This is a genomic window from Acinetobacter sp. NEB 394, assembly GCF_013374795.1.
GTDB classification, from domain to species: Bacteria; Pseudomonadota; Gammaproteobacteria; order Pseudomonadales; family Moraxellaceae; genus Acinetobacter; species Acinetobacter johnsonii.
Map to the genome: position 1 here is coordinate 1,482,579 of NZ_CP055277.1, position 25,579 is coordinate 1,508,157.

The following is a 25,579-nucleotide window of genomic DNA, read 5'->3' on the forward strand; positions in this document are numbered from 1 at the left end:
TCAAAAAGGATTTGAACCGGATCGTCGAGCCTAGCGATTTCACATTTATGTACCTGTGAAAAAGTCGCAGCATCCCTCGACTAGCGAAGTATTGTACTTGGAAATTGATTCAGTTCCAACGATGTTTTGTTTATTATCAACACAATCATCTTTTTCGAATTGTGTTATGGCTTTGAATATCCCTGAATCCTTAATCAACCTTGAAGCTAATGGCGGTATTTATGCGGTATGGATGCTACTCCAGCATTTATATATCGATGCGGATATTGAACAGTTGATAGAGGTCTGTGGTTACGATGCAGAAAACGGAACGACAACCATTGGCTTGGCAGTCGGATTAAAGAAATTTGGCTTTGATGTTCAATTTTATACTGATGAAGACACAGAGCTTCAAGCACAAGAAAAATTGAGTTATGCAGAAGCTGAGCAACTAAAGCTGCCAGTTTTAGCGGCCATCAATTACCAACAAATTCAACAGGCATTTGAGCAAAATAAATTTATCATTGTCTATTACGATACTTTAGATGGCATTGGAAATCATTCACTGGTTTATTCTATAGATGAACAAGAAATATGTTTCTTTGATTCCTTTGATGCGATGCCTGCATCTGTATTTGAACGGCAACGTCAAGTCGAGGGCATCTGCCGACAAGTGATCGTGCTTGATCATTCAAACGCTCGCATGGAAACAGCACAATAAACATGAAAAGAAGACGTTAAATGAAAAAGATCCTCGGACTATGCGTGTTTATCTCTATGCAGACCAGTGCGAATGACAGCACGGGTTTTGTGGCAACGGGCGGTGTGCAATATCTGAAAAACCCAAAAATCAGTATGCAAAGTGAAGATTTGTTTATCAGTAAAAACATCATTCGGGTGAATTACCAATTTAAAAATCTTACCACTCAAGATATTACGGAAACTGTTTTATTTCCCTTGCCACGTGTGGGCAGTTCGCGTGAAAGTGATTTTGCGCATACCGAACAATTGATTCAAAGCTTTAAAGTACAAGCCAATGCACAAAAGATTCAGCCAGAAACGCATGTGCGTGCATTTTTACCCGCTTTAACGGCAGGTGGTGACTTCAATTCCAATGGTGACGTCGTCGATGTGACTGCAGGTTTGAAAAAATGTGGTTTTTCAGATCGAGATTTGATGTATCCGTGGTTATTGCAACAAGACTCTACACTTAATCGGCGTTTGTATCGTTGTCAGGACAAAACGGTTCAACAGCTTTTAAAACCTTATCAGGCGGATGATGAAATTTATTGGGAATCGCAAATTATTTATAGTTGGCAGCAGAAGTTTAAGGCGAATGCGTTGACCCATGTACAACATGAATACATGCCATTGGTCGGTGGTTCCGTCTCTTTATATCCTGAAGATGATGAAAAAACCTATTGTATGGATCAAAGCTTCAAAGCGGGTTTGAAAAAGGCCAAGTCGCAATATGCACCTTATCAAGCGTTAGGTTATATCTTAAAAACGGGTGCAAATTGGGCGAAACCTATTCAAAGTTTTAAACTGACCATTGAGCGTGACCCGAATGAGTTGGTTTCATTTTGTTGGAATGGTCAGGTGAAAAAGATCAGTTCGACACAATTTCAAATGACAGAAAAGGATTTTGTACCAAAGCAGGATTTAGATATTATTTTTGTGCGTAAGTTTTAAGTCCAATTTTTTGGGCGTTCTTTTGTTTCGGCAAAAGAACCAAAACATTTGTCATCCGAAAAATCTGTTTACTTTCCGAATGTAGAGCGCCTTTTGTTGCAAAAAAAATCATTTTAAAGGCGACTACTTCGTCTTATGCTGCAAATAAAAGCATTGCTTTTATTCTTGCTTAGGTTGCGGATGACCTTATGGCCCATCGAATGAAATTTAAAAAATGCCAGTCAGTTTATTCACTAACTGGCATGACATCAAAGGAGGAGTTGTGTTTATTCTTGTTCTGCGGCATCTGCTTTGTCGTGCCAGTATTTGGCTTTTGCTTCATCGGCATCGACACCTAATGAATTTTCATAAATGAATGCCAAATCACGCATGGCTTGAGCTTCACCCAGTTCCGCTGCTTGTTGTACCAGTTCAATTGACTTAGCGACATCTTTTTCAACCACATCACCACGACGGTAAAAACCAGCCAACTCTAATATTGCAGTAGGGTGTTTCAGTTCAGCGGCTTGTTTTAACCAGTGATGTGCATGTCCAAAGTAGGTTTCTGCTTCGCTTGGATCTTCTTCGCGAAGTTCTTTGGCATAAAAAGCATAACCTTCACCCAGCCAATACATGGCTTCCACATGACCCAATGCTGCTGCTTTGAGCGCCCATTCTTCTGCAAGCGTAATGTCATCTTCATTTTCACTTTGCATATACAGTTCAGCAAGTTCAAATTGAGCGTCACTATTACCTGTTGTTGCAAGATTGACCAATTCAGCAGGAATTTTAGGAGATTTAGGCATACAAATAACCAAAGATTTAAACTGTGGATAGCCTAATGCTTTCAAGTGAAAAAGCCAATCCGAAGATTGGCTTTTACGCTCAGATCAGGTGCAAAGTTAGGCTGAATATAAATAAGAGTAAAACTGAAACAGCGATATTCTTAATTTTTTGTTCAAAATAACTTAAGCAAAGTCCAACAAACAGTGCAGCGAAGCTAATTACGCCAATCCAATAACTGATTTCGGTACTCCAATGTCCTTGTGTTAAGCAAATGAGCAAAGAAACAATTAACAGGAACCAGCCCACAGTGGTTGCTAAGCGTGTTTGCTGAAGTGTTAGTTCTTTAGCAAAGATTTGCTTTTGGTGCTTAGACATACTGCTGGCAAGTGCAAAAAAACCTAAGACTGTTAAAGCCCAAATGACCAGAAACCAAATCATGCTTCGGCCTCCTGAACAGGTACTTTCACTTTTTTATTCGGCAAACCTTGATGTTTTTTAACTTTGTCATAAGCGAAATAGAAAATCACTGCCATTACCCACATGGCTAAATCAACCGATGCAATCATCCACTGACCCTGCCCAACGCTGTTCCACAAAGCTTGACCACCTGTCATCAAGTTGACCACTGGCAGCAGGGCGAAAGCGAGTGTTGCCAATAAAAGTAAGTCTAACCATGCTTGGCGGTGGGTACGGAAAATGGCATAAATCAGCGTGAGTAACCATACGGTAAAGAAGCTACGAATTTCCCAGTTCAGGCGCATTTCTACATCTGCTGGAATGAAACGGTTGGCATAAAAATATGCCGCGCAGGCCAAAGGCAAACCAATAATGGCTGCAATATTCAGGACTTCAACTAGTCGGAAACCAAACGATTTATAGCCTTGTTTCTGCTGTTGGGGTGCACGTTTTACACACCAAAGGATCAGACCTGTCGCCACCATGAGCGTGCCTAAAATACCTGAGCAGAATAATAACCAACGCAGTGCTAAGTCGAGGCCACGCGCTTCGTGTAAGACGGTGACCACGTTATATATGCCACTTGGAATCGATGGATTTTTGATTCGTATATTTTTATCCGTTTCATCTTGACCCGTGACCCCATTATAGTTGAGGGTTGCATACACATTGCGATGCGCGACGCTTTCAGCACGCAAGGCACGCAACTCAATTTTGGCTTGGTCTGTATTGGGTGAAATAATGTTAATTGAAGAAATTGGATTGTCTTTCCACTGTTGTTGTACCGCTGCCATAATTGGCGCTAAGTCTGTCAGTGGTGCAGGGTGGAGTTCGGGTTTTGGACGTTCCTCACCACGACCTTGAGCATGTTCACCACGTTGCTGTCCGCGTTCTCCACGAGTCGCTCTTTCGCCGTCGCGTTGACCTCTACCTTCGCGCTGCACATCTTCAGCTTTTTGGGGCTGCTCAATCATGCTGGCCTGTTGGTCACGTAAAAACTGTTGTCGATTTTCATACGCTTGGTTAATTCCCCAAGGCATGAACATAAACATGAGCAGTAGTAAGCCACTAAAGGTAATCATTAGATGAAAAGGCAGTGCAAAAACAGCGGTTGCATTGTGTGCATCCAGCCATGAACGCTGACCTTTGCCAGAGCGAAAGGTAAAGAAATCTTTAAAGATTTTTTTATGGGTAATGATGCCGCTAACAATTGCGACCAACATGAACATGGTGGCAATCCCGACCAACCAACGCGTCCACAGGCGGGGTAAACCGTACAATTCAAAATGGAAACGATATAGGAATCCACCACCACGCGTATCCCGTGGTTCAATCACTTCACCAGTCGCACTGTCTAAGGTGATGCGTGTTCCACCACGACGTGCTTTCGGGTCTTCACCAACGGCACGAATAGTCACTTCAGTTGTGGTTTGGCGTGAGTTGGGCAGTTGAATGTTCCAACTGCCAGCATCTAGGTGGTTTTTCTGTAAATAGTTGAGAGCGACCTGCATTTGTTGTACTTGAGACTGCGCAGGGATAGATTGATGTGTTTCTGGTTTCATCCAAGTAGAAATTTCATTTTGGAAAAAACTGAGGGTTCCAGTCACAAAAATTGCATACAGCAGCCACCCTAAAATGAGACTGGCCCATGTATGCAACCATGACATGGATTGGCGCGGTCCTTCCGCTTTTTGATCAACACGCATTGAAAAACTATCCTAGAAATTTGAGTAGGGCATACAGTGCAATACATGGCACAGCAATGCCGAGTGTTGCTTTTAAGGTTTTTTGAACCATAAAGACCCAAATAAAGGCAGCACAGTTAAGACAAAATGCAATGAGGGTGGCGCTCATGGCCGCATTCACAGGATTCGCAATAAAGACTTTGGCAATGGTTAATGCAGAGAGCGCAGCAAGGAGATAACCTCCAAGCAAAGCAAGTGCAAATCGATACAACACCATCAGACGGTAGCTAAGTGGTGTGTCGACTTTCTTCTTTTTGGCAGGCTTCGGATAGACTTTTTCCGAATGAACCAAGGCATCAATTTGAGTGGTGCTATTCATGGAAGAGAGTTGGTGTATTAGTAAACAATATTGCAAATGATAACAATTATTATTTAAATAAAATAGATGGTAACTTTATTTATTTTTTCTGTAACGGTAAGTGAGTTTGGTGAACAGAAAAATTTGGATTGTAGTCGCTGCCTTTTTAAATCGATTTGATTCTTATTGTTATTTCTCTAAGGAATAGCTACACAGTGTTACCAAATCACGTTATACGCTGTTTTGATCTGCGTTAGTTTCATAGTCAATACTTGGGCGAATTTGGAGGAAAAGATGGCTGCTTTTATTAATGCTGAACAGGCAAAAATTATGTCCAACCAAGCGTATTTAGATATTGAAGTCTATAAATTACGTTTAGCTTCACTCATTGAGGAGAGTGCGAAACAGGGAAATACTGCGGTATTTACAGTTCTGCCAAAACATTTACCCTTAGAAGATATTCGTCATCTTTCAGCAGAACTTACCCAACTGGGCTATCAAGTCCGTTTGGAAGTAGAAGAGTTCTATTACCGTTTAAACGTGTATTGGATTTAAAACTTCGCTTTGATGTCTTGGTTTATATTGTGTGGATAAAATAAAAGCCCGTAGACGGACTTTTATTTTTTAGGAGTTTCGAAAACCGATGAAAGGTTATATAGCTGAATACTTAATTTATTATCACACCTAAAACCATAGGAAATGAGGTTTTACAGATGTTTCCATGTGCTAGTGTTTTTAGAATTTAGCTATAGTTGAATATCGGAAGCCTTAGTATTGTAAGGATTCTTTAAATCTAGTGTCTGTTCAAGCTGATGATCAAAAATATCGGTGAGCATTGTAATGAATCAACTGATCGGCTTCCTCAGGGTTGATGAATCCTGTTTCAAGTGCGTGTTGGATATGTGATTCAAAATCTAAGCCTTCAAATTGTCCTTTGGATTCCGCTTTTTTAAACTTCGTCCATAGTGGATCAATCTTTAATGCTGCTTGGAAGGCATTTTCCATACGCCCAAAGACATCATCTGGATCGGTATTGTAAAAAACATGCTGTTTCAGTTGTTCACGGAACGGGTTATTTTCCATGATGGCAAGTCCTAATTGCATTTTTAGCTGATCACTTGGTTGCTGGGCAACACGACCAAAAGGGAAACAGATGAACTTGACTACACAAGCAGCGGCTCGCATAGGAAAGTTTGCGAATAGTCCATCGAATGCATCCTGAATTTGGACAAATGCTTTTTCTAAAGCCAGTTGTGCATGCTGTTGTTCCACCTCACTACGTTGTCCTTTTTCATAAAACTTCAAAATAGCGGTCGCGATAAATAAATAAGCATGAATGTCGGCTAAACGCCCTGAAAGCATTTCTTTGCGTTTAATATCGCCTGCAAGTAAGCCTAAACAAAGGTCTGCGGTTAAAGCGAAGTTGGCACTGAAACGGTTAATGGTTTTGTAAAAAGGACGTGAGAAAGCATCTGTCTGTGCGGAAGCATCTGAAGGGCCACCGAATATGCCATAACTGAATGAACGTGCTGCGCGGTTAAAAGTATAAGCCAAATGTTTAAAAAATAGCGTGTCGAAAGGCGCTAAAGCTGCCTTTGTATCTTCTGCTTGGAGGAGTTGTAGCTCTTCATATAAATAAGGATGACAGCGCATTGAGCCTTGACCAAAAATCATCAAAGAACGGCTTAAAATATTGGCCCCTTCAACGGTAATTGAAATGGGGATGGCTTGATAATTCAATGCTAAAAAATTGCGCGGCCCCATTTGTACTGCCCGTCCGCCAACGACATCCATCCCATGATTGACAATTTTACGCATGGTTTCAGTGGCATAGTATTTGGCCATAGCTGTCATCACAGCTGGTTTTCCACCTTTATTTAAACCACAAGTCACCATATAGCGAAAAGCTTCTAACATATATGCACCGCTGGCAATATCACTGGTGGCTTCTTGCACGCCTTCAAAATGTCCTACAGAAATTTTAAATTGTTGGCGAACTTTGGCAAAAGCACCGACACTTAAATAAGCCATTTCAGCTGAAGCAGTGGAGAGCGCTGGCAGGGAAATCCCACGACCTACGGCTAAGCATTCCATCAGCATGCGCCAACCTTTACCTGCATTTTCCACTCCACCAATAATCCAATCGAGTGGGATAAAAACATCTTGTCCATCGACCGTGCCATTCATAAAGGGTGAACCAGGATTATGTCGCGCACCGACTTGGACACCGTCATGACTGGCAGGTAATAATGCGCAGGTGATGCCATATTCAGTTTTGCTTGCATCGCCTAATAGTCCATCAGGGTCATAGAGTTTAAAAGCGAGACCAATCACAGTCGCAATAGGCGCCAGTGTAATCCAGCGTTTTGAAAAATTCATACGTAAACCAAGCACTTCTTGGTCTTCAAACACGCCATAGCAGACCACGCCTGTATCAGGTATTGCACCCGCGTCTGAACCCGCCTCAGGACTGGTTAAACCAAAGCAGGGGATTTCTTCACCCTTAGCTAGTCCCGGGAGGTAGCGTTGTTTTTGTTCCTCAGTTCCATAATGTAAAAGCAATTCACCTGGGCCTAAAGAGTTGGGTACCATACAACTGACGGCAGTGGTCAGTGAACGTGAAGAAATTTTGCTCATGATGCGGCTTTGGGCAAGGGAGCTAAAGGCACGACCGCCGTATTCTTTGGGAATAATTAAACCTAAAAAGCCTTGTTCTTTGATGTATTGCCATGCCTCAACAGGAAGATCTTTTAAGTGGTGATGAATTTCCCATTCATTGAGTAAACTACAAAGGTGTTCAACTTCATGATCTAAGAAGGATTGCTCTTCAGCGGACAGAGTTGGGTAGACATAACCATCAAATTTTTTCCAGTCAGGCGCACCCATAAATAATTCTTTTTCCCACCAACTGGTGCCTGCATCCAATGCTTCGCGCTCAGTACTGCTCATACTCGGCATGGCTTTGGCTAAAGCTTTATAGGCAGGTTGTGTGATTAAGGACTTGCGTAATGGATCAATAACCACAATCAGGCTGAGAATAATTAAGGGCAGACCTAGAAGTAATGACCACGGACTGATAAAAATAGCAGCGAAGAGGGATGCAAAAATAATCATTGCAGTTGCCATTAAGCGACTGAGTTCAAAATAAAAAACAGCCCAGAGGATACAGATTAAAAACAGAATGGCGAAAATGAAACCTATTGAAACCTCCCGTTGTTTATACCGTGAGGTCAGTCATACGTTTTATAGAATTCCACGGAAAATAAGGCAAAACGTAGACTAAAAAGGTGTAATAAAATGAATTTGATGTGATGTGTAGCATCACGATTATTTTAGACTTTGAATTAGATTAGGATGTTTATTGAACAATGACTGTGTTAGAAATGTATGAATACGTAATTGAAAAATATAAAGAACGAAGATCGTAATAAAAAAAAGCCCTCATATGAGGGCTTTTAATTTTTGTGTTTTAACTGTTTAACACCTCAGCAAATTAAGCTTCAATCGTTTGAACAGCAATCTTTTTCGCAGGATCTGCTTTGCGACGTACTGCTGGTACAGGTTCGCCATAGTATTGACGGTCAGCGAAGTAGCTTGAACGAACCATCGGCGCTGCCCAAATATTTCTAAAGCCCAGCTTTTGACCATGCGCAGTGTAGCGTTCAAATTCTTCTGGTGTAACGAAGCGGTCAATCGGCGCATGTTCTTTTGAAGGCTGTAAATATTGGCCAATCGTTACATAGTCAACGCCGTGTGCATGCAAGTCATCTAAAAGTGAAATGACTTCTTCTTCAGTTTCACCAATACCGACCATCAAACCACATTTGGTTGGAACGTCAGGGCAATATTCTTTAAACATTTTCAACAGATTTAAAGAGTGTTGGTAGTCTGAACCTGGGCGCATCGCTTTGTATAAACGCGGCACAGTTTCAATGTTATGGTTAAACACATCAGGTGGACACTCAGTCATAATGCGAAGCGCAATGTCCATACGACCACGGAAGTCAGGTACCAAAATCTCAAGTAAAGTATTCGGGCTTAATGCACGTGCTTCTTTAATACAGTCAACAAAGTGTTGTGCGCCACCGTCAAGTAAGTCATCACGGTCTACAGACGTGATCACGGCATATTTTAAACCTAAGTTTGAAATCGTTTCAGCCATATGACGTGGTTCGTCTGCGTCAAGTGCATTTGGACGGCCATGTGCTACGTCGCAGAAAGGACAACGACGTGTACAAATGTCACCCATAATCATAAAGGTTGCAGTACCGCCACCAAAACATTCAGGTAGGTTTGGACATGCAGCTTCTTCACAAACGGTATGCAGTTTTTGTTCACGTAGGGTTGATTTAATGCGTTGCACTTCTTCGGGTGCTGCCATTTTCACGCGAATCCAATCCGGCTTGCGTGGCGTTTCAACCGTAGGAATAACTTTTACAGGTATACGCGCGACCTTTTCTGCGCCACGAAGTTTGATACCCTGCTCAGGTTTACGGTTTTCAGACATATTCAACTATTCCACTGTTTTTGACGGGGGAGATGCTAAAAATAGCAGTATTAGTATAGCGGAAATGCGAATTGATAGGGCGGAAATACTATTCATTTACTAAATGTGGTTATCACTTAATATATGTAAGCTAAATACAGCAAATTGCCTGCAATTACGTCATAATATGCCCAAGATAAGTAATAAGTTTTTTGAAGAAGGAGCGTTGAATGCCACGTAAAAAAGAGGTCGTTGGTGGAACTTTCGTTAAGTACGATGCGGTCGTTCTAGGTTCAGGCCCTGCGGGTGAAGGCGCGGCAATGAAACTTGCCAAATCTGGAAAGCGTGTTGCGATTGTGGATGTGCGTGAGCAGCTCGGTGGTAACTGTACCCACGTGGGGACCATTCCAAGTAAAGCTTTACGTCAAACGGTATCGAGTATTATCCGTTATCGCCGTGACCCAATGTTTAAAAAAATGGGCGACTGGCGTCAGTTTACAATGAAGCAAGTGCTTCAAAATGCACATAAAGTGATTCAACAACAGGTTGATACACACTCACGTTTTTATGACCGCAATAAAATTGATATTTACCATGGTCGTGCCTATGTTCAAGACCAAAATACGGTTTTAGTATTTAGCCCTGAAGGCATCAAAGAAACGATCATGTGCAAGCAAATCGTGATTGCAACGGGTAGCCGTCCATACCGTCCTGCGGCGCTTGATTTTAACCATCCACGTGTATTTGATTCGGACAAAATTTTAGACCTTGATTATTCGATCCAAAAAATCATCATTTATGGTGCAGGTGTGATTGGCTGTGAATATGCATCTATTTTTATTGGACTAGATCATAAAGTTGACCTGATTAATACACAGCATAAATTGCTGAGTTATCTAGACGATGAAATTTCTGATGCTTTGTCTTATCACTTACGTCAACAAGGTGTCTTGATTCGCCATAATGAGCAGATTGATCATCTTGAAACCTATGATGATCACGTGGTGCTACATTTACAAAGCGGTAAGAAAATTAAAGCAGATGCTATTTTGTGGTGTAATGGTCGTTCTGGAAATACGGATGGCTTAGGTTTAGAAAATGTGGGTATTACGCCAAACAGCCGTGGTCAAATTACAGTCAATGATCAATACCAAACCGAAGTGGAAAACATTTACGCTGCTGGTGATGTGATTGGTTGGCCTTCACTGGCTTCTGCTGCATATGACCAAGGTCGTTGTGCAGGTGCAAACATGAGCGGTGAAGTGGGTGTAGAACCTGTGGTTGATATTCCGACAGGCATTTATACTATTCCAGAAATTTCTTCGATTGGTAAAACTGAACAAGAGTTAACCGAAGAAAAAATTCCGTATGAAGTGGGGCAGGCTTCTTTCCGTCATTTGGCGCGTGCGCAAATTACGGGTGACACAGTAGGTGAATTGAAAATTTTATTCCACCGTGAAACTTTGGAAGTGCTGGGTGTGCATTGCTTCGGTAATAACGCTTCGGAAATTATTCACATTGGTCAAGCGGTGATGAATAGTCCAAACAATACCATCAATTATTTCGTAGAAACAACGTTTAACTATCCGACGATGGCTGAAGCGTATCGTGTAGCGACCTTAAATGGTATGAATCGTTTATTCTAATTTTTATAGTATTTTCAGAGGCCTGTAAGTTTAGACTTGCAGGTTTTTTTATACCTAAAATTGCTATTTTGTAATTGCAGGCATATCTAAATGCTTAAAACTTTTTAACGATCCGTGCGGTAGTAGGTAAGTGCGACAAGTAAGGGGGAGGGAGCAACTTAGCTTATGAGATACAAGTAATTTTGTGGGTGCCATGTTTCTTAGCGTAGAACATGGAAAGAATGATCCAGTGATACGGCGTAGCAGATAATCTAGGCATAAAAAACCAACAAAGTTGGCTTTTTTGAATTGGGCTGCGACGTGAAATCAGTTACAGGATGAACTGATGTAAGAAGTAGGCAGAAATCATCATGCCTAACACAAAAAACATGCACGAATAAGCGTCAAGCTGATAGCGCTTTTCTAACTGATGTTCAACATGCTGTATATTTTCTTCTTGCATAATTTTCATGGAAGTTTTTATTCCGATTTAATTATCGTTAAAATCCTATTGCATGTTTGTATTTTTAACATAAAAAAATGCTTAAATAAAGTACTAATTAAAAATAATCAGATCTCCACTATACATAATCACTTAAATATTCAAGTTTATGCTCTGTTAACCCAGAAGCCAGTAGCTACCAATAACTAACTATCTGAAAGTCATAGAACTTAGGATTTTATTATTCATCGTTAAAATAATATAATTGAATTTAAAACTGTGGATAAATGTGCTTTTAAATGAATTTAAAATACCAAAAGATAATAAAATATGTGGATAAGTTTTATACAAATGAATTCAAATTAAAATAAATCGTACTGATATAAATAAAAAAGCCAACGCAACCTATACATCATTCTGGCATAGGCTGAGTTGGCTTATTTTTATAAATTATTGATTTAATGAATAAATATTGGCTTGAATCCAAATGTTGCCGCGAATGTATTGTCCAATATTAAAGTTGGAGTACTCTGGATTTTTAGTGGCAATACGAATCAGTGTTGCAGGTTGGTTGTCTTCATGAATCAAGGCAACATCAAGCAGAGTGTAATCTTGTTCCATAAATTGCATGCTGGTTTTGCCCACAATATTCCCTTGGAACCATGCTTCATCTTCCTGACCGATCTTTTCGCCATACAAATAAGCGACCATTTTTGAAAAATCGACAGTCACAGGTTCTTTGTCATCATCCGACTTTGGTTCCCATGCATCAATCTGTTCTTGCAGGTTTGCAGGAGCAATGCCATTGTTTGCTGCCAAAATATCGTTCAAGGCACGATGATGTTTAATCGATGCGGGATCATCAACCACCAGTTGCTCGTGTTCTGCGACCGCTTCTAGTTCATATGCCCATGCGTTGAGATGTGCAATATAGGTTTGGTCTTTTTGGTATTGAGCATGATTAACGCTATATAAGCTGTCATAAGCGTAGACGATGCTGTTATTGCCTAAGTTTAAGCGTAAAACGGCTTGTGTGTTGGATTGACCTCGAATGATGCGTTCAACCACAGCAGACACTTTATAGGGGCTATTAAAACTTGGAAATGCAGTTTTAACAGCCTTGGGTTTATTGTCTTCAACCGCGATGACTTGAGTCAGTTGAACAGCCGCTTGACTTGGACCTTGAATGAGCCAACAACCCGCATCCATATCTTGTTCAGTCTGGCATAAACCCATCGGCATGATTGGTGCATTTAAAGCTAAACCTAACCATTTAGGGACATCTCGTGCAGGGTTATCGGTGAGTAAATTCCAATGCTCGACGTGGCTACCAAAGTTTTGGTCATCAATGGTGATTATTTCTGGACTATTTTGATTGTTCATATGCACGATTGAATGAGGTTATATATCCCTATTAAATCGAGGGTTATTTCTATATTTCAAGTCCTATATTTTATTTTTACTGGAAAATCATCAAAAAAGAGTAAAGCCTTACTTTATTTGACAGACAAAATAGTAAAAGCATTTCCTTGTGATACTTATAAAGTATGACACAAGCTCTGTATTAGGGATTTTGAGCGGTTTTATCTATTATGCTCAAGCACTGAGTTTGTTAGACTAAGGTAGTTTCTTTTGTTTATGGATGTGCAGTGCTGCCATTTAAACTCTGGGTCGATGCAGATGCATTGCCTAAAATTTTACGTGAAGTGATTTTACGTGCTTCAGATCGTTATCAACTTGAAGTGACCTTTGTGGCCAATCAAAATGTCGGGATTACGCCTTCCGTTCGTATTAATTCGATTCAAGTGATGAGTGGGGCGGATGCCGCGGATAAAGAAATCATCGAACGCATGAAAGAGAATGATATTGTGATGACACAAGACATTCCGCTAGCGGCACAAGTGATTGAAAAGGGTGGAATCGCAATTCACCCACGTGGTGAAATCTATACTACCGCTAATGTCAAAGCCCGCCTACATTTACGTGATTTTATGGATTCATTACGTGGAGCAGGTGTAAACACGGGTGGGCCACCACCTATTTCTGAGCGTGATAAACGCGAATTTTCTAGTTCTTTAGACCAAACCATTCAAAAGCAAAAACGCAAAACTACCATTTAGCATCGAGCTGATTATGTCTTCTAAAGCCAATCTGATGGCAACCTATGGATTATTGGTTTTTATTTGGTCCACAACGCCTTTAGCGATTGTGTGGAGTGTGACCGATTTACATATGCTGTGGGCATTGGTATTACGTTTTTTCATTGCTTTGCCTTTGGCGATTTGTTTGTTATTGGTTTTAAAACGACAGTTCCCCACCGATAAAGTCGCTTGGCATAGTTATTTGGCTGGTTCTTTTAGCTTGATTGGCTCGCAGTTTTTTACCTATGTTGCCACCAACTATATTAGTTCAGGCATGATTGCATTGATGTTTGGCTTAGCACCGATTATGGCAGGGCTGATCGGACGTTTTTACTTTAAGAGCTATTTGAGTGCGATGCAGTGGCTTGGAATGTGTATTGCACTGCTAGGACTTGCGATCATTTGCCTTGCAGGTACAGCACAGCATGTCCATCCGTTTGGGATTGGGCTGATGTTACTCAGTGTATTTTCTTATGCAGCCTCTATTTTCTGGGTGAAAAAAGTCAATGCGAATATTGAACCTGTTGCACAAGCGACTGGTTCAATTTTGGTGTCGACATTAGCGGCTATCTGTATTGTGCCTTTTATTTGGCAGCATGCACCGCAGCAAATGCCCGATTTGAAAACTTGTTTGGCGCTGCTATATACGGTCATCATGGCGTCATTGATTGCGATGTTCTGTTATTTTAAATTGGTGCAGAAAATTCAACCCACGACTTTATCGCTGACTACCGTTATGACACCGATGATTGCTTTATTTATAGGTGCTGTGCTGAATCAAGAAAAACTCTCGATGATGGTGATTTTGGGTGCAGTGGTGTTACTGTCAGGTTTGTTTGTTTACTTTTATAAAGATCTTCAGGCAAGTCGGACACTTGCCCAAAAGTTAAAAAGCCAAAACTAGTCCAAGGTTCTGGCTTTAATGATCTTCGACAGCCAAAGAAATACAGTCGGCCAATTTGACACGATCTTGCGGGTGCAAGGTAATAAAGTATGCTCCAGTACGGCACTTGCCATTTTCCTCTTCATTGCTGTACACCACTTGTGCAATCGCGGCAATATGGAAGAAGTTTTCAGGGTGGCTCAAGGTTAAGTGGATATAAGTACCATCTTGAATTTGTTTTTCGCTATAGAAACTCAAACCACTTTCAGAAAAATTCACATGTTCAGGCGTAGGTAACATGGTTTGTACAATTGTGTCGTACAAAGACCCCGTGATCAGGTTTAATTTCTGGTTAAATAGGGATAAGATTCGAGCAATTTGTTGATCTTTTTCAGATAATTGTTCTAATTCGTAGTTTAGTGCATGATCAAATTGATCTAATTCTGCGAGTAGTAGAAAATAGCGCGGTAAAACAAAATTAGGATCGTAAGGGTCATTCAGGGCAACATCATCAGAAATGATCTGATAGTTAATTCTCAAGGCCGCATCGATTCGTGACATCACACGACGTTCTGGTTGAACGTTTTGATGCTGTAAATTTTCCATAATTATGACCTCGGACTAGATGGTATGTTTAAACCAATCTCGCTGTATATAGGGTTGAGATATACTCGCGCACGGCGTAGCAACCACTTTATTTCTTTTATTGCACTGGTTTCGATGATCGGTCTAACACTGGGTGTGGCTGTACTTATTACAGTCTTATCTGTAATGAATGGTTTCGACCGAGAGCTGAAAACACGTGTACTTGGAATGATACCTCAAGCCACTGTTTCTTCAACACAAATTTTAACAGATTGGCCTGAACTTGCAAAAAAAATTGAGACAAAGGAACACGTCACAGGCGTAGCACCGTTTACTCAATTGCAGGGGATGCTTACGGCACAAGGCCAAGTGGCTGGAATTATGGTCACGGGGATCGAACCTCAATATGAAAAAAAGGTTTCGATTATCCAAGATCACATGGTCGAAGGCGGTATTGATAACTTAAAAAAAGGTGAGTTTGGTATTGTTTTAGGCAAACAAATGACCGATGCCTTAGGTTTAGGTTTAAATGATAGTGTGACTTTGGTTTTACCTGAGGCAACTCCATCACCAGCGGGTGTGGTACCGCGTTTTAAACGTTTCAAAATTGTGGGCATTTTCAGCATTGGTGCTGAGGTCGATTCGATGATGGGCTACATTGCCTTGAATGATGCATCAACTTTGTTACGCTTACCTGATGGCGCGCAAGGCATTCGCTTGAAATTGGATGATATTTTTGCAGCACCTAAAGTAGCTGATGAAATTGTGATGGATCTGCCAAGTGGTTTTTATGCCTCGAATTGGACCTATACTCACGGCAATTTGTTTAGTGCGATCCAAATGGAAAAGGCCATGGTGAGCTTATTGCTCTTCCTGATTGTCTTGGTGGCTGCATTTAATATTGTGTCATCCTTGGTGATGGTTGTGACCGATAAAAAATCGGATATTGCCATATTACGTACCCTTGGCGCCTCACCTGCGACCATTACTCGTATTTTTATGGTTCAGGGCACGATTATTGGTGTGATTGGTACGGTATCGGGCGCGATTCTCGGCATTGTTTTCGCCTCTGGAATTAGTGGTTTTGTGGGTTGGTTAAACAATGTGATGGGACTTCATCTGTTTGATGCCTACTTTATCAATTACCTACCTTCGTATTTAAGATGGCAAGATGTATTAACCATTGTGTCACTGTCTTTAATTTTAAGTTTCCTTGCAACAATTTATCCTGCAATGCGTGCTGCAAAAATCCAACCCGCGGAGGCATTACGTTATGAGTAAAATTGTTTTAGAAGCACAAAATATTGAAAAACATTTTACCGATGGTAAGTCGACCGTTGAGGTGATTAAAGGCCTCTCTCTACAAGTCAAAGCAGGTGAATTCGTTTCGATTGTGGGGTCGAGTGGTTCGGGAAAAAGTACTTTGTTGCATGTCTTGGGCGGTTTAGACCGTCCGAGTTCTGGGCAGGTTTTTTTGCAGGGTAGTCGTTTTGACAGTTTGAATGAAGCTGAACGTGGTTATTTACGTAACCAACACTTAGGTTTTGTTTACCAGTTCCATCATCTGTTGCCTGAGTTTACCGCTTTGGAAAATGTGGCAATGCCACTGATGTTACGTCAAGGTACTAACTTTAAAGATGTACAAAAGCAAGCCGAATATTTACTCGAACGTGTCGGATTGACGCATCGTTTAACCCATAAACCAGGTGAGCTTTCAGGTGGGGAACGGCAACGTGTTGCATTAGCGCGTGCATTGGTGGCCAAGCCTGCGTTGATGATGGCAGATGAACCGACAGGCAACCTAGATCGTAAAACAGCAAGTAAAATTTTTGAGCTGCTGATGGATTTACGTCAGGAGTTCAATATGGCGATGTTGATCGTGACACATGATGAACAACTGGCTCAGTCCGCCGATTCTATTTTGCATATGCAAGATGGTCTTTGGGTCAATGATTAGGCTGAGTGCCGATAAAAATATGAGATAAAGCCACTATCTATTGAAGCCCACCTCGGTGGGCTTTATTATGGCACCAATAAAAAAAATAACTGAATAAAAGAATGAAGCTTTTATATGCTGCTGCTTGGATTGTAGGAATTGCATTGATGGGGCAGACCGTTCCCATTCTAAATCACCTTTTTTATCCAGCGCTGATTTTAGTCATCCTACTTTTGCCTCTACAGCTTTTTCTCTTTAAGCACAAACACGCCCTTATTTTGCAGTTTATATGCGGACTGATTTATTCCATGCTGTTTTTAACTGTGGGATATCATTATGCACAATCGGCATTGCAGCAGCGTCTAGCCTATAAAGAAACAAAAGTTGAAGATGCTGAAGTCATTGTTTATATCGCAAAAATTAACCAACTGGGTGCTGAGACCATTCAGCAAGAAATACAGGTCTTGAACCGACATGTGCAACCAGTGCAGTGGTTGAGTTTTCAAAAAAGGATCTCAAATGAGCAAACTGTCTTGGAACTTGGGAAATACTACCGACTGACAGGGGAAATACGTCCTGCGCATAGTTATGCAGTGCAAGGTGTATTCGATGTTGAGCAGTGGTATCTGCAACGTAATCTTATGTCTGGTTTCAAACTCAAGCACATACACCCCTTGTCTGAGTCAGAAATTTCTACATTAGGCTATACCCATTATTTAAGAAAACAGCAGGGTGTACTCAATAAAATTCAACTGGGTATAGAACAACAGCGATTAAACATTCGTCATTTTATTTATACTCAGCCTTTAAGCCATAAGGGCTTAATTCTAGCACTCCTGACTGGGGATGAAAGTTTCTTAGATAAGGAGACGACAGCCTTTTTTCAACGCTTTGGCATTAGCCATTTATTAGCGATTTCTGGGCCACATGTGCTGATCTTTGCCGTGATGCTGTGTTGGCTGTTACAAAAGGTGCTGAATCGTTATTGGCCACAGATTTTTCTAAAAATCCCACGACCTTATGCATTGTTACTGCCATTTTGTTGCTGCGTATTGCTGTATTGTGCCTTTGTCGGTTTTGAAATTCCTGCTCTTCGTACTTTACTCAGTTGTTTCTGTTTAAGTGTGTTGATTTGGCTCAGGCAGAAAATTTCAGCTTTGACGTTACTCTTATTGAGTGCATCACTCCTTTTACTGTTTGATCCTTTTTCAATTCTATCAGCGGCCTTTTGGTTGTCCTATGGTGCGTGCTTTGTGCTTTTACGCATTTATCAAACCACGATTCGGCTTGATTTGACTCGCCCGCAGTTTTGGCAGAAAAAACTCGTTTTTAGCCTAAAACTTTTGGTTGAGTCGCAGTGGAAAATATTTGTGGCTTTGATGCCTTTGGTGATTATTTTCTTCAAGCAAGTCTCATGGGTGAGCCCAATCAGTAACCTTGTCGCTATTCCACTGATCAGTTTACTGGTTGTACCACTGGAGGTTTTGGCAGCATTTACTTTTTATCTTTTCGAACCGCTGAGCAGCCTTTTGTTTCAGTTGGCAGATTGGGTGCTGGTATTTTTATTGGGCATACTCAATGGATTGGATGCGCTACTACCGATTAAGTTGTACCCGATTGCGCTCAATACTTGGCAAGTCATTTTACTGATTGTGCTCTCAATCATTGTTTTTATGCCCAAACCGAGTCTACCAAAATCATGGCTGGTGCTAGGTTTGATTCCTTTGTTGGGGTTCAGTAGCCAAAACCGTCCTTTTGAGTTGATCGTACTGGATGTCGGTCAGGGACAAGCGGTGTATATGCAACATGGGCAACAGCATGCCATGATTGATGTTGGTGGCTCCTATGATGAATCGAAGTTTAGTGTTGCTAAGCAGATTATTCAGCCATTTTTATCGAAGCAAGGCGTGAGCCAGTTAGATCAGCTAATACTTACACATTTGGATCAAGATCATAGTGGAAGTTATGCCAAATTAAAAAATGAGTTATCGATCAATCAAGTTTACTCTAATCAGCAATTGGATGTGGCAACTACGTCAAACTTTAACTATTGTCAACAAGGTCAGATCTGGCACTGGTCTGAAAAAGTAGAAATCAAAATTTTGTCGCCGAAAGCCAATCAATTGGCACAAGTGCCGTATCAGCAAAATGAGCTATCTTGTGTGGTCTATATACAGGTGAAGGATGTACAGCCTTATCAGTCTTTTCTGATTATGGGCGATGCTGGCTGGCAAACCGAGTTTCAATTATTACAGGATTATCCGGACTTAAAAGTTGATGTATTGGTCTTGGGGCATCATGGCAGTCGACATAGTTCAGCCTATGCGTTTTTAAAACATTATCAACCGAAATTAGCAATTGCCTCAGCAGGGTTCAATAACCGTTATGGACATCCAAGTACAGTAACGCAAACTCGTTTGAAAGCTTTAAATATCCCACTCTTAACAACAGTAGAGCAAGGCAGTATCAGTTTTATTGTGCAGCCTACAGGGATTATTGAACTGACGACACAACGTCAGACTCGACAGTGGTTGCAGTCGACTGAATCTGTTGTTCCATACGCAGTTGCTCTAAACGCGTCACAGCCTCATTAAAGGGAAGGTTATACAGTGCTCGAAGTTTGGGGTTGGCTTTAAAGCGCTTATAGGTCCAATGATAATGCTCAGGATAACGATGGACCAAGTCCTCAATGGCTTGGTGAATGACGAAGGTGCCATCATTGGCTGTACCTTGATAAATACTTTCGCTCATTTCTTCAATGTACATATCAAAGCCATCATCATTACGAATAGCATAAAGTAATAGAGCCTTGGCTTTGGTTTTTTGAATCAGTTTGGCGCTCAGGTTGCTTGAAGCTAAAGGAAAGCCAAAATAAGGAATCATTTCACCGCCTTGTTTTGGGTTATGATCAGGCAGAATTACGGTCGTTCCCCCTTGTTTGAGCGCCTTAAAAATTTGGCGCACCCCTGATTCATCGGTTGGTACAAGGTGAGCGCCTTCACGACTGCGCGCCTCACGAACAAATAAGTCAGCACCGGGGTCTTTGACCGGTTTATACATAATGGTCATTTCAGTAAATTGGGCGACATAACTATTCATAATTTCCCAAGTCCCAAAATGAGGTACGATTAAGACTAAACCTTTCTGAGCGGCAAGCGCCTGATGTAGCAAATGTTCGCCATGTACTTTTTGGACGCGTTCAATATTTTTTTGGTTGCTTGAACCCCAGATACTAAAAAACTCAAAATAGGTGGTCAGTTCATTACGCACTGCTTGTTTCGCAATCACTTCACATTGCTCATCACTCAGCTCAGGCAGCGCAATTTTTAAGTTGAGTCTGAGGGCATCATTGTTTTTACTGATTTTTAAAAGATTGACTAAGCCTGCTAAACCTTTAGCAAAAAAACGTGCAAATTTAATAGGTTGTTTGCTTACAAAACGCAGTAAACGATAAGTCGAGTTTTGCTCTTGTGCTTTAGTCATTCTTTAGAGTCAATGGTACATGTGGATAAAAACATAAAATATTATAGGCTAAAATAAACGGTTTCGACAGTTTTCTACAAATCAGTGTATATAATGAGGGCAATTTTATTCAAGTTTGGATTGTTATATGTCCGATTGGCCACCAAAACCAGAAAATGAAACGCCGAAACAACAGCCTGTACATGAACAACCGACAGGAAATGAATGGAAACTTTTAGAGAAAGCCGTTTTAGCTTCCGTTGAGGAACAACGTCGTGCTCGTCGCTGGGGCATCTTTTTCAAATGTCTAACTTTTGCCTACCTTTTGTTTATTCTGATTGCCATGACCAAGAGCTGTTCGACCAGTGGTACGGATGCAACTGCATCTAAACATATAGCTGTAGTTGATATTGTGGGTACCATTGCAGCTGATGAGCAAAGCGTAAACAGTGATGACACGATTAAATCATTAACGAAAGCTTTTGAAAATAAACAAAGCCAAGCGGTGGTGCTCAATATTAACTCACCGGGCGGTTCTCCGGTTCAGTCGGATGAAATCTGGCAAGAAATTCAATATTTGAAAAAAGCACATAGCGATAAAAAATTGTATGCGGTGATTGGTGATACAGGTGCATCAGGTGCTTACTATATCGCATCTGCTGCTGACGAAATCTTGGTGAATCCATCGAGTTTAGTGGGTTCAATCGGTGTGATTATGCCGAACTATGGGGTGAATGGCCTCATGCAAAAACTGGGTGTTGAAGACCGCACCATGACCTCTGGTCAAAACAAAGCTTTATTGTCAATGACACAACCTGTTAACCCTGCGCAGCGCGCACATGTTCAAGGTGTACTTGATAATGTACACGAGCATTTTATTAATGCTGTGAAACAAGGTCGTGGCAAAAAGTTAAAGTCGAACGATCCGGCACTCTTCTCAGGTCTTTTCTGGACAGGGGATCAGGCGGTCAAACTGGGTATTGCTGATCGTATTGGTAATTTACATACTTTAAAACGTGAACTAAATACCGATAAAGCGATGGATTATACCGTGGTACATAGCCCACTAGATGCTGTATTAGGCCGTTTAGGTGCATCGATGGGAGCTGGTTTTGCATCTTCACTTTCAAATCAAATGCAATCTGAACAGACCACGAAACTCCAATGAAACCGTTAATTCATTTTGCGCACGCCAATGGCGTGCCTTCTAAGGTCTATCAGAAATTATTTGATTTACTGTCAGATCAGTATGATGTGATCTATGTCCCTTTATTAGGGCCAGATAAAAACTACCCGATTGATAACCATTGGAAAAGCTTAACTCAGCAAGTGATTGACAGTATTGTTCGTCAGGCACAGGGTCGTAAAGTGATTGGTTTAGGACATTCATTAGGATCAGTGCTGACGTTTCAGGCGGCATTACAGCGTCCTGATTTATTTCAACAAGTCATCATGATGGACCCGCCTTTGATCATGGGCAAAGCTTCGTTTGCATTACACTTTGCTAAGATGCTGAAGTTAAAAATGGTCGATACTATGTCTCCAGCAGCGCTATCTTTACGGCGTCGTGACTATTGGGAAAGCCGTGAGCAAGCAGCTGAACTTCTACGTCCGAAAGGCTTTTATAAAGACTTTGATCCAGACTGTTTTCAAGCTTATATTGACTATGCTTTAACGGAAGATCGCGTCCGTGGCGGTGTTGAACTTACGATTGCAAAAATGGATGAAGTTCATATCTTCAGGACTAATCCTTCTTTATGGTGGCTACCTCAGGGCAAACCACAAGTGCCAATGCATTTGCTGATTGCTGAAAAAGGTCCTTTTATTGGTCCAGGGTTTCCACAAATAGTGAAGAAGAAATTTGGCATTCCTTATCAAATCGTTGAGGGAAGCCATATGTTTCCTTTAGAGCGACCAGAAGAAACGGTTACTCTGATTAAGGCGCTGATTCAATAAAATGTTTAATAGTACTTTTTAGCAACCATAAAAAAACGCCTCCTTGGAGGCGTTTTCTATTTTCAAAATTTGCAAAACTGAATTGGCTCGTGCATCAAGGTGTCGCGGTACAGAACACCTTGGTCTGTATGCTGAATCGTTTGTGTACAAATCCACTCTACCACTTGCGGGTAGATGATATGCTCAAGCGTATGTACACGCTGGGCCAAACTATTCACACCATCATGTGAACCAACTTTCAGTACACCTTGTGCCAAAGCTTGACCTGCATCAAGCTCAGCCGTCACATAGTGCACGGTACAGCCATGCAGTTGATCGCCAGTATTTAGTACGCGCTGATGGGTATGCATACCTTTGTAATGCGGTAGAAGAGAAGGGTGAATGTTGATCATTTTCCCTTCCCATGCACTGACAAATTTCTCACTTAAAATACGCATAAAGCCAGCAAGAACCACCAAGTCCACATCCCAATCAAGTAATTGCTGATGCATAACATCATCAAAAGCTTCACGATGAGGATACTGTTTGTGTTCAATGACCGCTGTTGCAATACCTGCATTTTCAGCACGCTGTAGCGCATAGGCTTCAGGTTTGTTGGAAATCACACCCACAATTTGGCCTGATAGATTGGCATCAATCAAGGCTTGAAGGTTTGATCCACTTCCTGAAACCAGAACAGCAATTTTAATCATATGGCTTAAGCGAATATCACGCGGATTTTTTCGTCTGCGCCTTCAACTGACTCAGCATTGTCAGCGATATGTCCCATAGTGAAAGCTTTTTCACCCAGGCTATTGAGTCGTTCAACTGTTTTGTCAGCATCAGCAGCATCGACAACTAAGACCATGCCTACGCCACAGTTGAATGTGCGATACATTTCGAACTGTTCAACACCGCCTTCGCGCTGAAGAAGTTTAAACAATTCTGGCCATTCCCAAGATGCTTCATTCACAACAGCTTGAGCACCATTCGGCAATACGCGTGGTAAGTTACCTGGTAAACCACCACCAGTAATGTGCGCCATTGCGTGTACATCAACTTCTTTTAAAAGTTGAAGAATAGGCTTCACGTAAATACGTGTTGGTTCCATTGCAACATCAGCAAGTGGGCGACCATCAACGATTTGCGTCAAGTCAACGTTTTTCACATCTAAAATTTTACGAAGTAGAGAGTAACCGTTTGAGTGAGCGCCACTTGATGCAACACCAATTAAAACGTCACCCGCTTTGACTTTAGAGCCATCAATAATTTTGCTTTGCTCAACTACGCCTACACAGAAACCTGCCAAGTCGTAATCTTCGCCTTCATACATGCCAGGCATTTCGGCAGTTTCACCACCAACTAATGCGCAACCTGCAAGTTCACAGCCTGTACCGATACCAGTAACTACGTTTGCAGCTACATCTACATTAAGATGGCCAGTTGCATAGTAGTCCAGGAAGAATAATGGCTCAGCGCCACATACAAGAAGATCGTTTACACACATTGCAACCAAGTCTTGACCAATCGTGTCATGACGGTTCAAATTCAATGCTAAACGTAATTTTGTACCAACACCGTCTGTGCCAGATACGAGAACAGGTTCTTCATAACCTTTAGGGATTTTACAAAGTGCACCGAAGCCACCTAATCCGCCCATTACTTCAGGACGAGTAGTACGCTTCGCGACAGATTTGATACGATCGACTAACGCGTCGCCCGCTTCAATGTCGACACCTGCATCTTTGTAGCTTAAACCAGTGTTTGGGGTAGAAGTTGAGTTGCTCATAATGAAGTCTCCGCATTCGCGGGGCGATTATACCTGAATATACGAAACACATATGTTATTTCTGCGCTAAAATGTTATCTTTACTAAAATATTTTTCTCAATAACGATTAAATCTGACAAAGGCGAGATTGCATGCAAGATCGTACACTTAAACGTATTTTTATTTTGGCAGGAATCGCGCTCATACTCTGGGTGTTGTATCTACTTAAGCCTGTTGTTTTACCTTTTGTTGGTGCATTTTTAGTCGCTTATCTATTTAGCCCACTGGTCGATAAACTGCATAAAATTGGCTTACCACGTTGGTTATCTATTAGTGCTGTTTTTATCGGTATTGGCGTTGTCATTACGTTGGCATTTTGGTATTTGGTTCCACTGGTGTGGGAACAGCTGATGTATGCGAAGAACAGCATTCCTTCAGGTATACATTGGGCGAATTATAAATTCCTGCCTTGGTTATCTGACAGTTTTAATTTGGTCCCAATGGAATTGGATGTTGACCAGATTTCAGCTGCGATTATGGAATATGTACAGACCAATTATAGTGCTGACAGTATTCAGGCCATGATTGCCAAGTTGGCTCAGTCTGGACTGAACTTCATTCAGATTGGTGGTACTGTTGTGCTGATCCCAATTATTGCATTCTATTTTTTATTAGATTGGGATCGCATGCTGGACAGTTTCCGTCGTCTTATTCCACGGCGACATGAAGAACAGACTTTAGTCATTGTTAAAGAATGTCATAGTGTACTCGGTGCATTTGTCAAAGGTCAGTTCTTGGTCATGGTGCTCTTGGGCGTGGTCTATGCAATGGGCTTACAGTTGATTGGACTTGAAGTAGGTTTGATTATTGGGATGGTGGCTGGATTATGCAGTATCATTCCGTACTTAGGTTTTGCTGTCGGGATTATTGCCGCAGTGATTGCAAGTTTATTCCAGTTTGGTATTGATTGGATGCAATTACTCTTAGTTGGCGTGGTCTTTATGATTGGTCAGGCAGTGGAAGGCTATATATTACAACCGTTCTTGTTGGGCGATAAAATTGGCTTGTCTCCAGTTGCTGTGGTATTTGCAGTACTGGCTGGTGCGCAATTGGGCGGTATTTTAGGGATGTTGATTGCGTTGCCTGTGGCTGCCGTGATTGTGGTGTTATTAAGACATGCACGTGAGTTTTATGAAAACAGCCCAATGTATAGTACATCTACTTATGTTGTGCAAGATTCATCCGCGGGTTCAATTACGATTGAAACCGACCAAGTCGATGTTGATATTGAACTAAAAAATCAAACGGTAAAAGCTCAGCAAGCATCTGAAAATTCAAGTAAGATTGATCAGATAGACCATAAAGAACTTTAGGATACAC

At 41.3% G+C, this 25,579-nt stretch carries 23 protein-coding genes and 1 pseudogene; 12 read left to right on the forward strand and 12 right to left on the reverse strand.

Features of this window, described 5'->3' with window-relative positions; all coding sequences use genetic code 11:
• Positions 1–166: 166 nt before the first annotated feature.
• A complete protein-coding gene (locus HUK62_RS07010) occupies positions 167–700 on the forward strand; it encodes a cysteine peptidase family C39 domain-containing protein (protein ID WP_176537463.1) in 534 nt (177 codons plus the stop codon).
• A gap of 20 nt (positions 701–720) precedes the next feature.
• Positions 721–1,671: a DUF4424 family protein gene (locus HUK62_RS07015; protein WP_176537464.1), complete on the forward strand. Its 951-nt coding sequence runs from the start codon at positions 721–723 to the stop codon at positions 1,669–1,671.
• 266 nt (positions 1,672–1,937) lie between these two features.
• Here HUK62_RS07015 and HUK62_RS07020 read toward each other — a convergent pair whose 3' ends face one another.
• The 4 genes from HUK62_RS07020 to HUK62_RS07035 form a co-directional block, all read right to left on the reverse strand.
• Positions 1,938–2,456, reverse strand: a complete 519-nt coding sequence (locus HUK62_RS07020) for a tetratricopeptide repeat protein (protein WP_176537465.1) — start codon at positions 2,454–2,456, stop codon at positions 1,938–1,940.
• A gap of 79 nt (positions 2,457–2,535) precedes the next feature.
• Positions 2,536–2,874, reverse strand: coding sequence for a DUF3325 domain-containing protein (locus HUK62_RS07025; RefSeq protein WP_176537466.1), 339 nt, complete (start codon positions 2,872–2,874; stop codon positions 2,536–2,538).
• Entirely contained in the window at positions 2,871–4,598 is a 1,728-nt protein-coding gene (locus HUK62_RS07030) for a PepSY-associated TM helix domain-containing protein (RefSeq protein ID WP_176537467.1), read from the reverse strand. The genes HUK62_RS07025 and HUK62_RS07030 overlap by 4 nt, the downstream gene beginning before the upstream one ends.
• Positions 4,599–4,605: 7 nt before the next feature.
• Positions 4,606–4,956, reverse strand: coding sequence for a hypothetical protein (locus HUK62_RS07035; RefSeq protein WP_176537468.1), 351 nt, complete (start codon positions 4,954–4,956; stop codon positions 4,606–4,608).
• Positions 4,957–5,229: 273 nt separating this feature from the next.
• Between HUK62_RS07035 and HUK62_RS07040 the strand changes: the two genes are divergently transcribed.
• Positions 5,230–5,490, forward strand: a complete 261-nt coding sequence (locus HUK62_RS07040) for a hypothetical protein (protein ID WP_004980661.1) — start codon at positions 5,230–5,232, stop codon at positions 5,488–5,490.
• 191 nt (positions 5,491–5,681) lie between these two features.
• Here HUK62_RS07040 and HUK62_RS07045 read toward each other — a convergent pair.
• Both HUK62_RS07045 and lipA read right to left on the reverse strand, forming a co-directional pair.
• Positions 5,682–8,136, reverse strand: a pseudogene (locus HUK62_RS07045) (acyl-CoA dehydrogenase).
• Between the two features lie 292 nt (positions 8,137–8,428).
• Positions 8,429–9,442, reverse strand: a complete 1,014-nt coding sequence (gene lipA, locus HUK62_RS07050; RefSeq protein WP_004693928.1) for a lipoyl synthase — start codon at positions 9,440–9,442, stop codon at positions 8,429–8,431.
• Between the two features lie 209 nt (positions 9,443–9,651).
• Between lipA and sthA the strand changes: the two genes are divergently transcribed.
• Positions 9,652–11,067 carry a Si-specific NAD(P)(+) transhydrogenase gene (gene sthA / locus HUK62_RS07055; RefSeq protein ID WP_004693926.1) on the forward strand — a complete coding sequence of 472 codons (1,416 nt, stop codon included), beginning with the start codon at positions 9,652–9,654 and terminating at the stop codon, positions 11,065–11,067.
• 310 nt (positions 11,068–11,377) lie between these two features.
• Here the strand turns inward: sthA and HUK62_RS07060 are convergent, their stop codons facing one another.
• On the reverse strand, positions 11,378–11,518 hold the full coding sequence (locus tag HUK62_RS07060; protein WP_004693924.1) for a hypothetical protein: 141 nt from the start codon (positions 11,516–11,518) through the stop codon (positions 11,378–11,380).
• Between the two features lie 420 nt (positions 11,519–11,938).
• Positions 11,939–12,871: a hypothetical protein gene (locus HUK62_RS07065; RefSeq protein WP_176537469.1), complete on the reverse strand. Its 933-nt coding sequence runs from the start codon at positions 12,869–12,871 to the stop codon at positions 11,939–11,941.
• A 266-nt stretch (positions 12,872–13,137) separates the two neighbouring features.
• Here HUK62_RS07065 and HUK62_RS07070 point away from each other — a divergent pair, with 266 nt between their 5' ends.
• Both HUK62_RS07070 and HUK62_RS07075 read left to right on the forward strand, forming a co-directional pair.
• The gene (locus HUK62_RS07070) at positions 13,138–13,608 is read left to right on the forward strand and encodes a YaiI/YqxD family protein (protein ID WP_176537470.1); all 471 of its coding nucleotides are present in this window, start codon (positions 13,138–13,140) and stop codon (positions 13,606–13,608) included.
• A 13-nt stretch (positions 13,609–13,621) separates the two neighbouring features.
• A complete protein-coding gene (locus HUK62_RS07075) occupies positions 13,622–14,533 on the forward strand; it encodes an EamA family transporter (RefSeq protein WP_176537471.1) in 912 nt (303 codons plus the stop codon).
• Between the two features lie 15 nt (positions 14,534–14,548).
• Here the strand turns inward: HUK62_RS07075 and HUK62_RS07080 are convergent, their stop codons facing one another.
• Complete coding sequence (locus HUK62_RS07080; protein ID WP_176537472.1) at positions 14,549–15,118, reverse strand: PilZ domain-containing protein; 570 nt, start codon at positions 15,116–15,118, stop codon at positions 14,549–14,551.
• 24 nt (positions 15,119–15,142) lie between these two features.
• Here HUK62_RS07080 and HUK62_RS07085 point away from each other — a divergent pair, with 24 nt between their 5' ends.
• The 3 genes from HUK62_RS07085 (at position 15,143) to HUK62_RS07095 (ending at position 19,627) form a co-directional block, all read left to right on the forward strand.
• Positions 15,143–16,378, forward strand: coding sequence for a lipoprotein-releasing ABC transporter permease subunit (locus HUK62_RS07085; RefSeq protein ID WP_004693914.1), 1,236 nt, complete (start codon positions 15,143–15,145; stop codon positions 16,376–16,378).
• Positions 16,371–17,054 carry a lipoprotein-releasing ABC transporter ATP-binding protein LolD gene (gene lolD, locus HUK62_RS07090; RefSeq protein ID WP_004693913.1) on the forward strand — a complete coding sequence of 228 codons (684 nt, stop codon included), beginning with the start codon at positions 16,371–16,373 and terminating at the stop codon, positions 17,052–17,054. Before HUK62_RS07085 ends, lolD begins: the two co-directional genes overlap by 8 nt.
• A 101-nt stretch (positions 17,055–17,155) precedes the next feature.
• Positions 17,156–19,627 (forward strand): DNA internalization-related competence protein ComEC/Rec2, encoded by a 2,472-nt coding sequence (locus HUK62_RS07095; protein WP_176537473.1) that lies wholly within the window; start codon positions 17,156–17,158, stop codon positions 19,625–19,627.
• Here the strand turns inward: HUK62_RS07095 and HUK62_RS07100 are convergent.
• On the reverse strand, positions 19,527–20,516 hold the full coding sequence (locus tag HUK62_RS07100) for a lysophospholipid acyltransferase family protein (protein WP_176537474.1): 990 nt from the start codon (positions 20,514–20,516) through the stop codon (positions 19,527–19,529). The genes HUK62_RS07095 and HUK62_RS07100 overlap by 101 nt on opposite strands.
• 127 nt (positions 20,517–20,643) lie before the next feature.
• Between HUK62_RS07100 and sppA the strand changes: the two genes are divergently transcribed.
• The gene (gene sppA, locus HUK62_RS07105) at positions 20,644–21,663 is read left to right on the forward strand and encodes a signal peptide peptidase SppA (RefSeq protein ID WP_125281476.1); all 1,020 of its coding nucleotides are present in this window, start codon (positions 20,644–20,646) and stop codon (positions 21,661–21,663) included.
• Entirely contained in the window at positions 21,660–22,451 is a 792-nt protein-coding gene (locus HUK62_RS07110; protein WP_176537475.1) for an alpha/beta hydrolase, read from the forward strand. The genes sppA and HUK62_RS07110 overlap by 4 nt, the downstream gene beginning before the upstream one ends.
• Before the next feature lie 62 nt (positions 22,452–22,513).
• Here HUK62_RS07110 and purN read toward each other — a convergent pair whose 3' ends face one another.
• Together purN and purM are read right to left on the reverse strand one after the other, a co-directional pair.
• Positions 22,514–23,143 carry a phosphoribosylglycinamide formyltransferase gene (gene purN, locus HUK62_RS07115; protein ID WP_176537476.1) on the reverse strand — a complete coding sequence of 210 codons (630 nt, stop codon included), beginning with the start codon at positions 23,141–23,143 and terminating at the stop codon, positions 22,514–22,516.
• Positions 23,144–23,148: 5 nt separating this feature from the next.
• A complete protein-coding gene (gene purM / locus HUK62_RS07120; protein WP_058869323.1) occupies positions 23,149–24,219 on the reverse strand; it encodes a phosphoribosylformylglycinamidine cyclo-ligase in 1,071 nt (356 codons plus the stop codon).
• Positions 24,220–24,351: 132 nt separating this feature from the next.
• Here purM and cxpE point away from each other — a divergent pair, with 132 nt between their 5' ends.
• Positions 24,352–25,572 (forward strand): chloramphenicol efflux transporter CxpE, encoded by a 1,221-nt coding sequence (gene cxpE / locus HUK62_RS07125; protein WP_176537477.1) that lies wholly within the window; start codon positions 24,352–24,354, stop codon positions 25,570–25,572.
• The last annotated feature ends 7 nt before the right edge of the window (positions 25,573–25,579 follow it).

What these genes read in the sequence shown, in the direction of transcription:
- HUK62_RS07010 (WP_176537463.1), top strand. Translation starts at nt 167, where the DNA reads ATGGCTTTGAATATCCCTGAATCCTTAATCAACCTTGAAGCTAATGGC.
- HUK62_RS07015 (WP_176537464.1), top strand. Translation starts at nt 721, where the DNA reads ATGAAAAAGATCCTCGGACTATGCGTGTTTATCTCTATGCAGACCAGT.
- HUK62_RS07020 (WP_176537465.1), bottom strand. Translation starts at nt 2,456, where the DNA reads ATGCCTAAATCTCCTAAAATTCCTGCTGAATTGGTCAATCTTGCAACA.
- HUK62_RS07025 (WP_176537466.1), bottom strand. Translation starts at nt 2,874, where the DNA reads ATGATTTGGTTTCTGGTCATTTGGGCTTTAACAGTCTTAGGTTTTTTT.
- HUK62_RS07030 (WP_176537467.1), bottom strand. Translation starts at nt 4,598, where the DNA reads ATGCGTGTTGATCAAAAAGCGGAAGGACCGCGCCAATCCATGTCATGG.
- HUK62_RS07035 (WP_176537468.1), bottom strand. Translation starts at nt 4,956, where the DNA reads ATGAATAGCACCACTCAAATTGATGCCTTGGTTCATTCGGAAAAAGTC.
- HUK62_RS07040 (WP_004980661.1), top strand. Translation starts at nt 5,230, where the DNA reads ATGGCTGCTTTTATTAATGCTGAACAGGCAAAAATTATGTCCAACCAA.
- lipA (WP_004693928.1), bottom strand. Translation starts at nt 9,442, where the DNA reads ATGTCTGAAAACCGTAAACCTGAGCAGGGTATCAAACTTCGTGGCGCA.
- sthA (WP_004693926.1), top strand. Translation starts at nt 9,652, where the DNA reads ATGCCACGTAAAAAAGAGGTCGTTGGTGGAACTTTCGTTAAGTACGAT.
- HUK62_RS07060 (WP_004693924.1), bottom strand. Translation starts at nt 11,518, where the DNA reads ATGAAAATTATGCAAGAAGAAAATATACAGCATGTTGAACATCAGTTA.
- HUK62_RS07065 (WP_176537469.1), bottom strand. Translation starts at nt 12,871, where the DNA reads ATGAACAATCAAAATAGTCCAGAAATAATCACCATTGATGACCAAAAC.
- HUK62_RS07075 (WP_176537471.1), top strand. Translation starts at nt 13,622, where the DNA reads ATGTCTTCTAAAGCCAATCTGATGGCAACCTATGGATTATTGGTTTTT.
- HUK62_RS07080 (WP_176537472.1), bottom strand. Translation starts at nt 15,118, where the DNA reads ATGGAAAATTTACAGCATCAAAACGTTCAACCAGAACGTCGTGTGATG.
- HUK62_RS07085 (WP_004693914.1), top strand. Translation starts at nt 15,143, where the DNA reads ATGTTTAAACCAATCTCGCTGTATATAGGGTTGAGATATACTCGCGCA.
- lolD (WP_004693913.1), top strand. Translation starts at nt 16,371, where the DNA reads ATGAGTAAAATTGTTTTAGAAGCACAAAATATTGAAAAACATTTTACC.
- HUK62_RS07095 (WP_176537473.1), top strand. Translation starts at nt 17,156, where the DNA reads ATGAAGCTTTTATATGCTGCTGCTTGGATTGTAGGAATTGCATTGATG.
- HUK62_RS07100 (WP_176537474.1), bottom strand. Translation starts at nt 20,516, where the DNA reads ATGACTAAAGCACAAGAGCAAAACTCGACTTATCGTTTACTGCGTTTT.
- sppA (WP_125281476.1), top strand. Translation starts at nt 20,644, where the DNA reads ATGTCCGATTGGCCACCAAAACCAGAAAATGAAACGCCGAAACAACAG.
- HUK62_RS07110 (WP_176537475.1), top strand. Translation starts at nt 21,660, where the DNA reads ATGAAACCGTTAATTCATTTTGCGCACGCCAATGGCGTGCCTTCTAAG.
- purN (WP_176537476.1), bottom strand. Translation starts at nt 23,143, where the DNA reads ATGATTAAAATTGCTGTTCTGGTTTCAGGAAGTGGATCAAACCTTCAA.
- purM (WP_058869323.1), bottom strand. Translation starts at nt 24,219, where the DNA reads ATGAGCAACTCAACTTCTACCCCAAACACTGGTTTAAGCTACAAAGAT.
- cxpE (WP_176537477.1), top strand. Translation starts at nt 24,352, where the DNA reads ATGCAAGATCGTACACTTAAACGTATTTTTATTTTGGCAGGAATCGCG.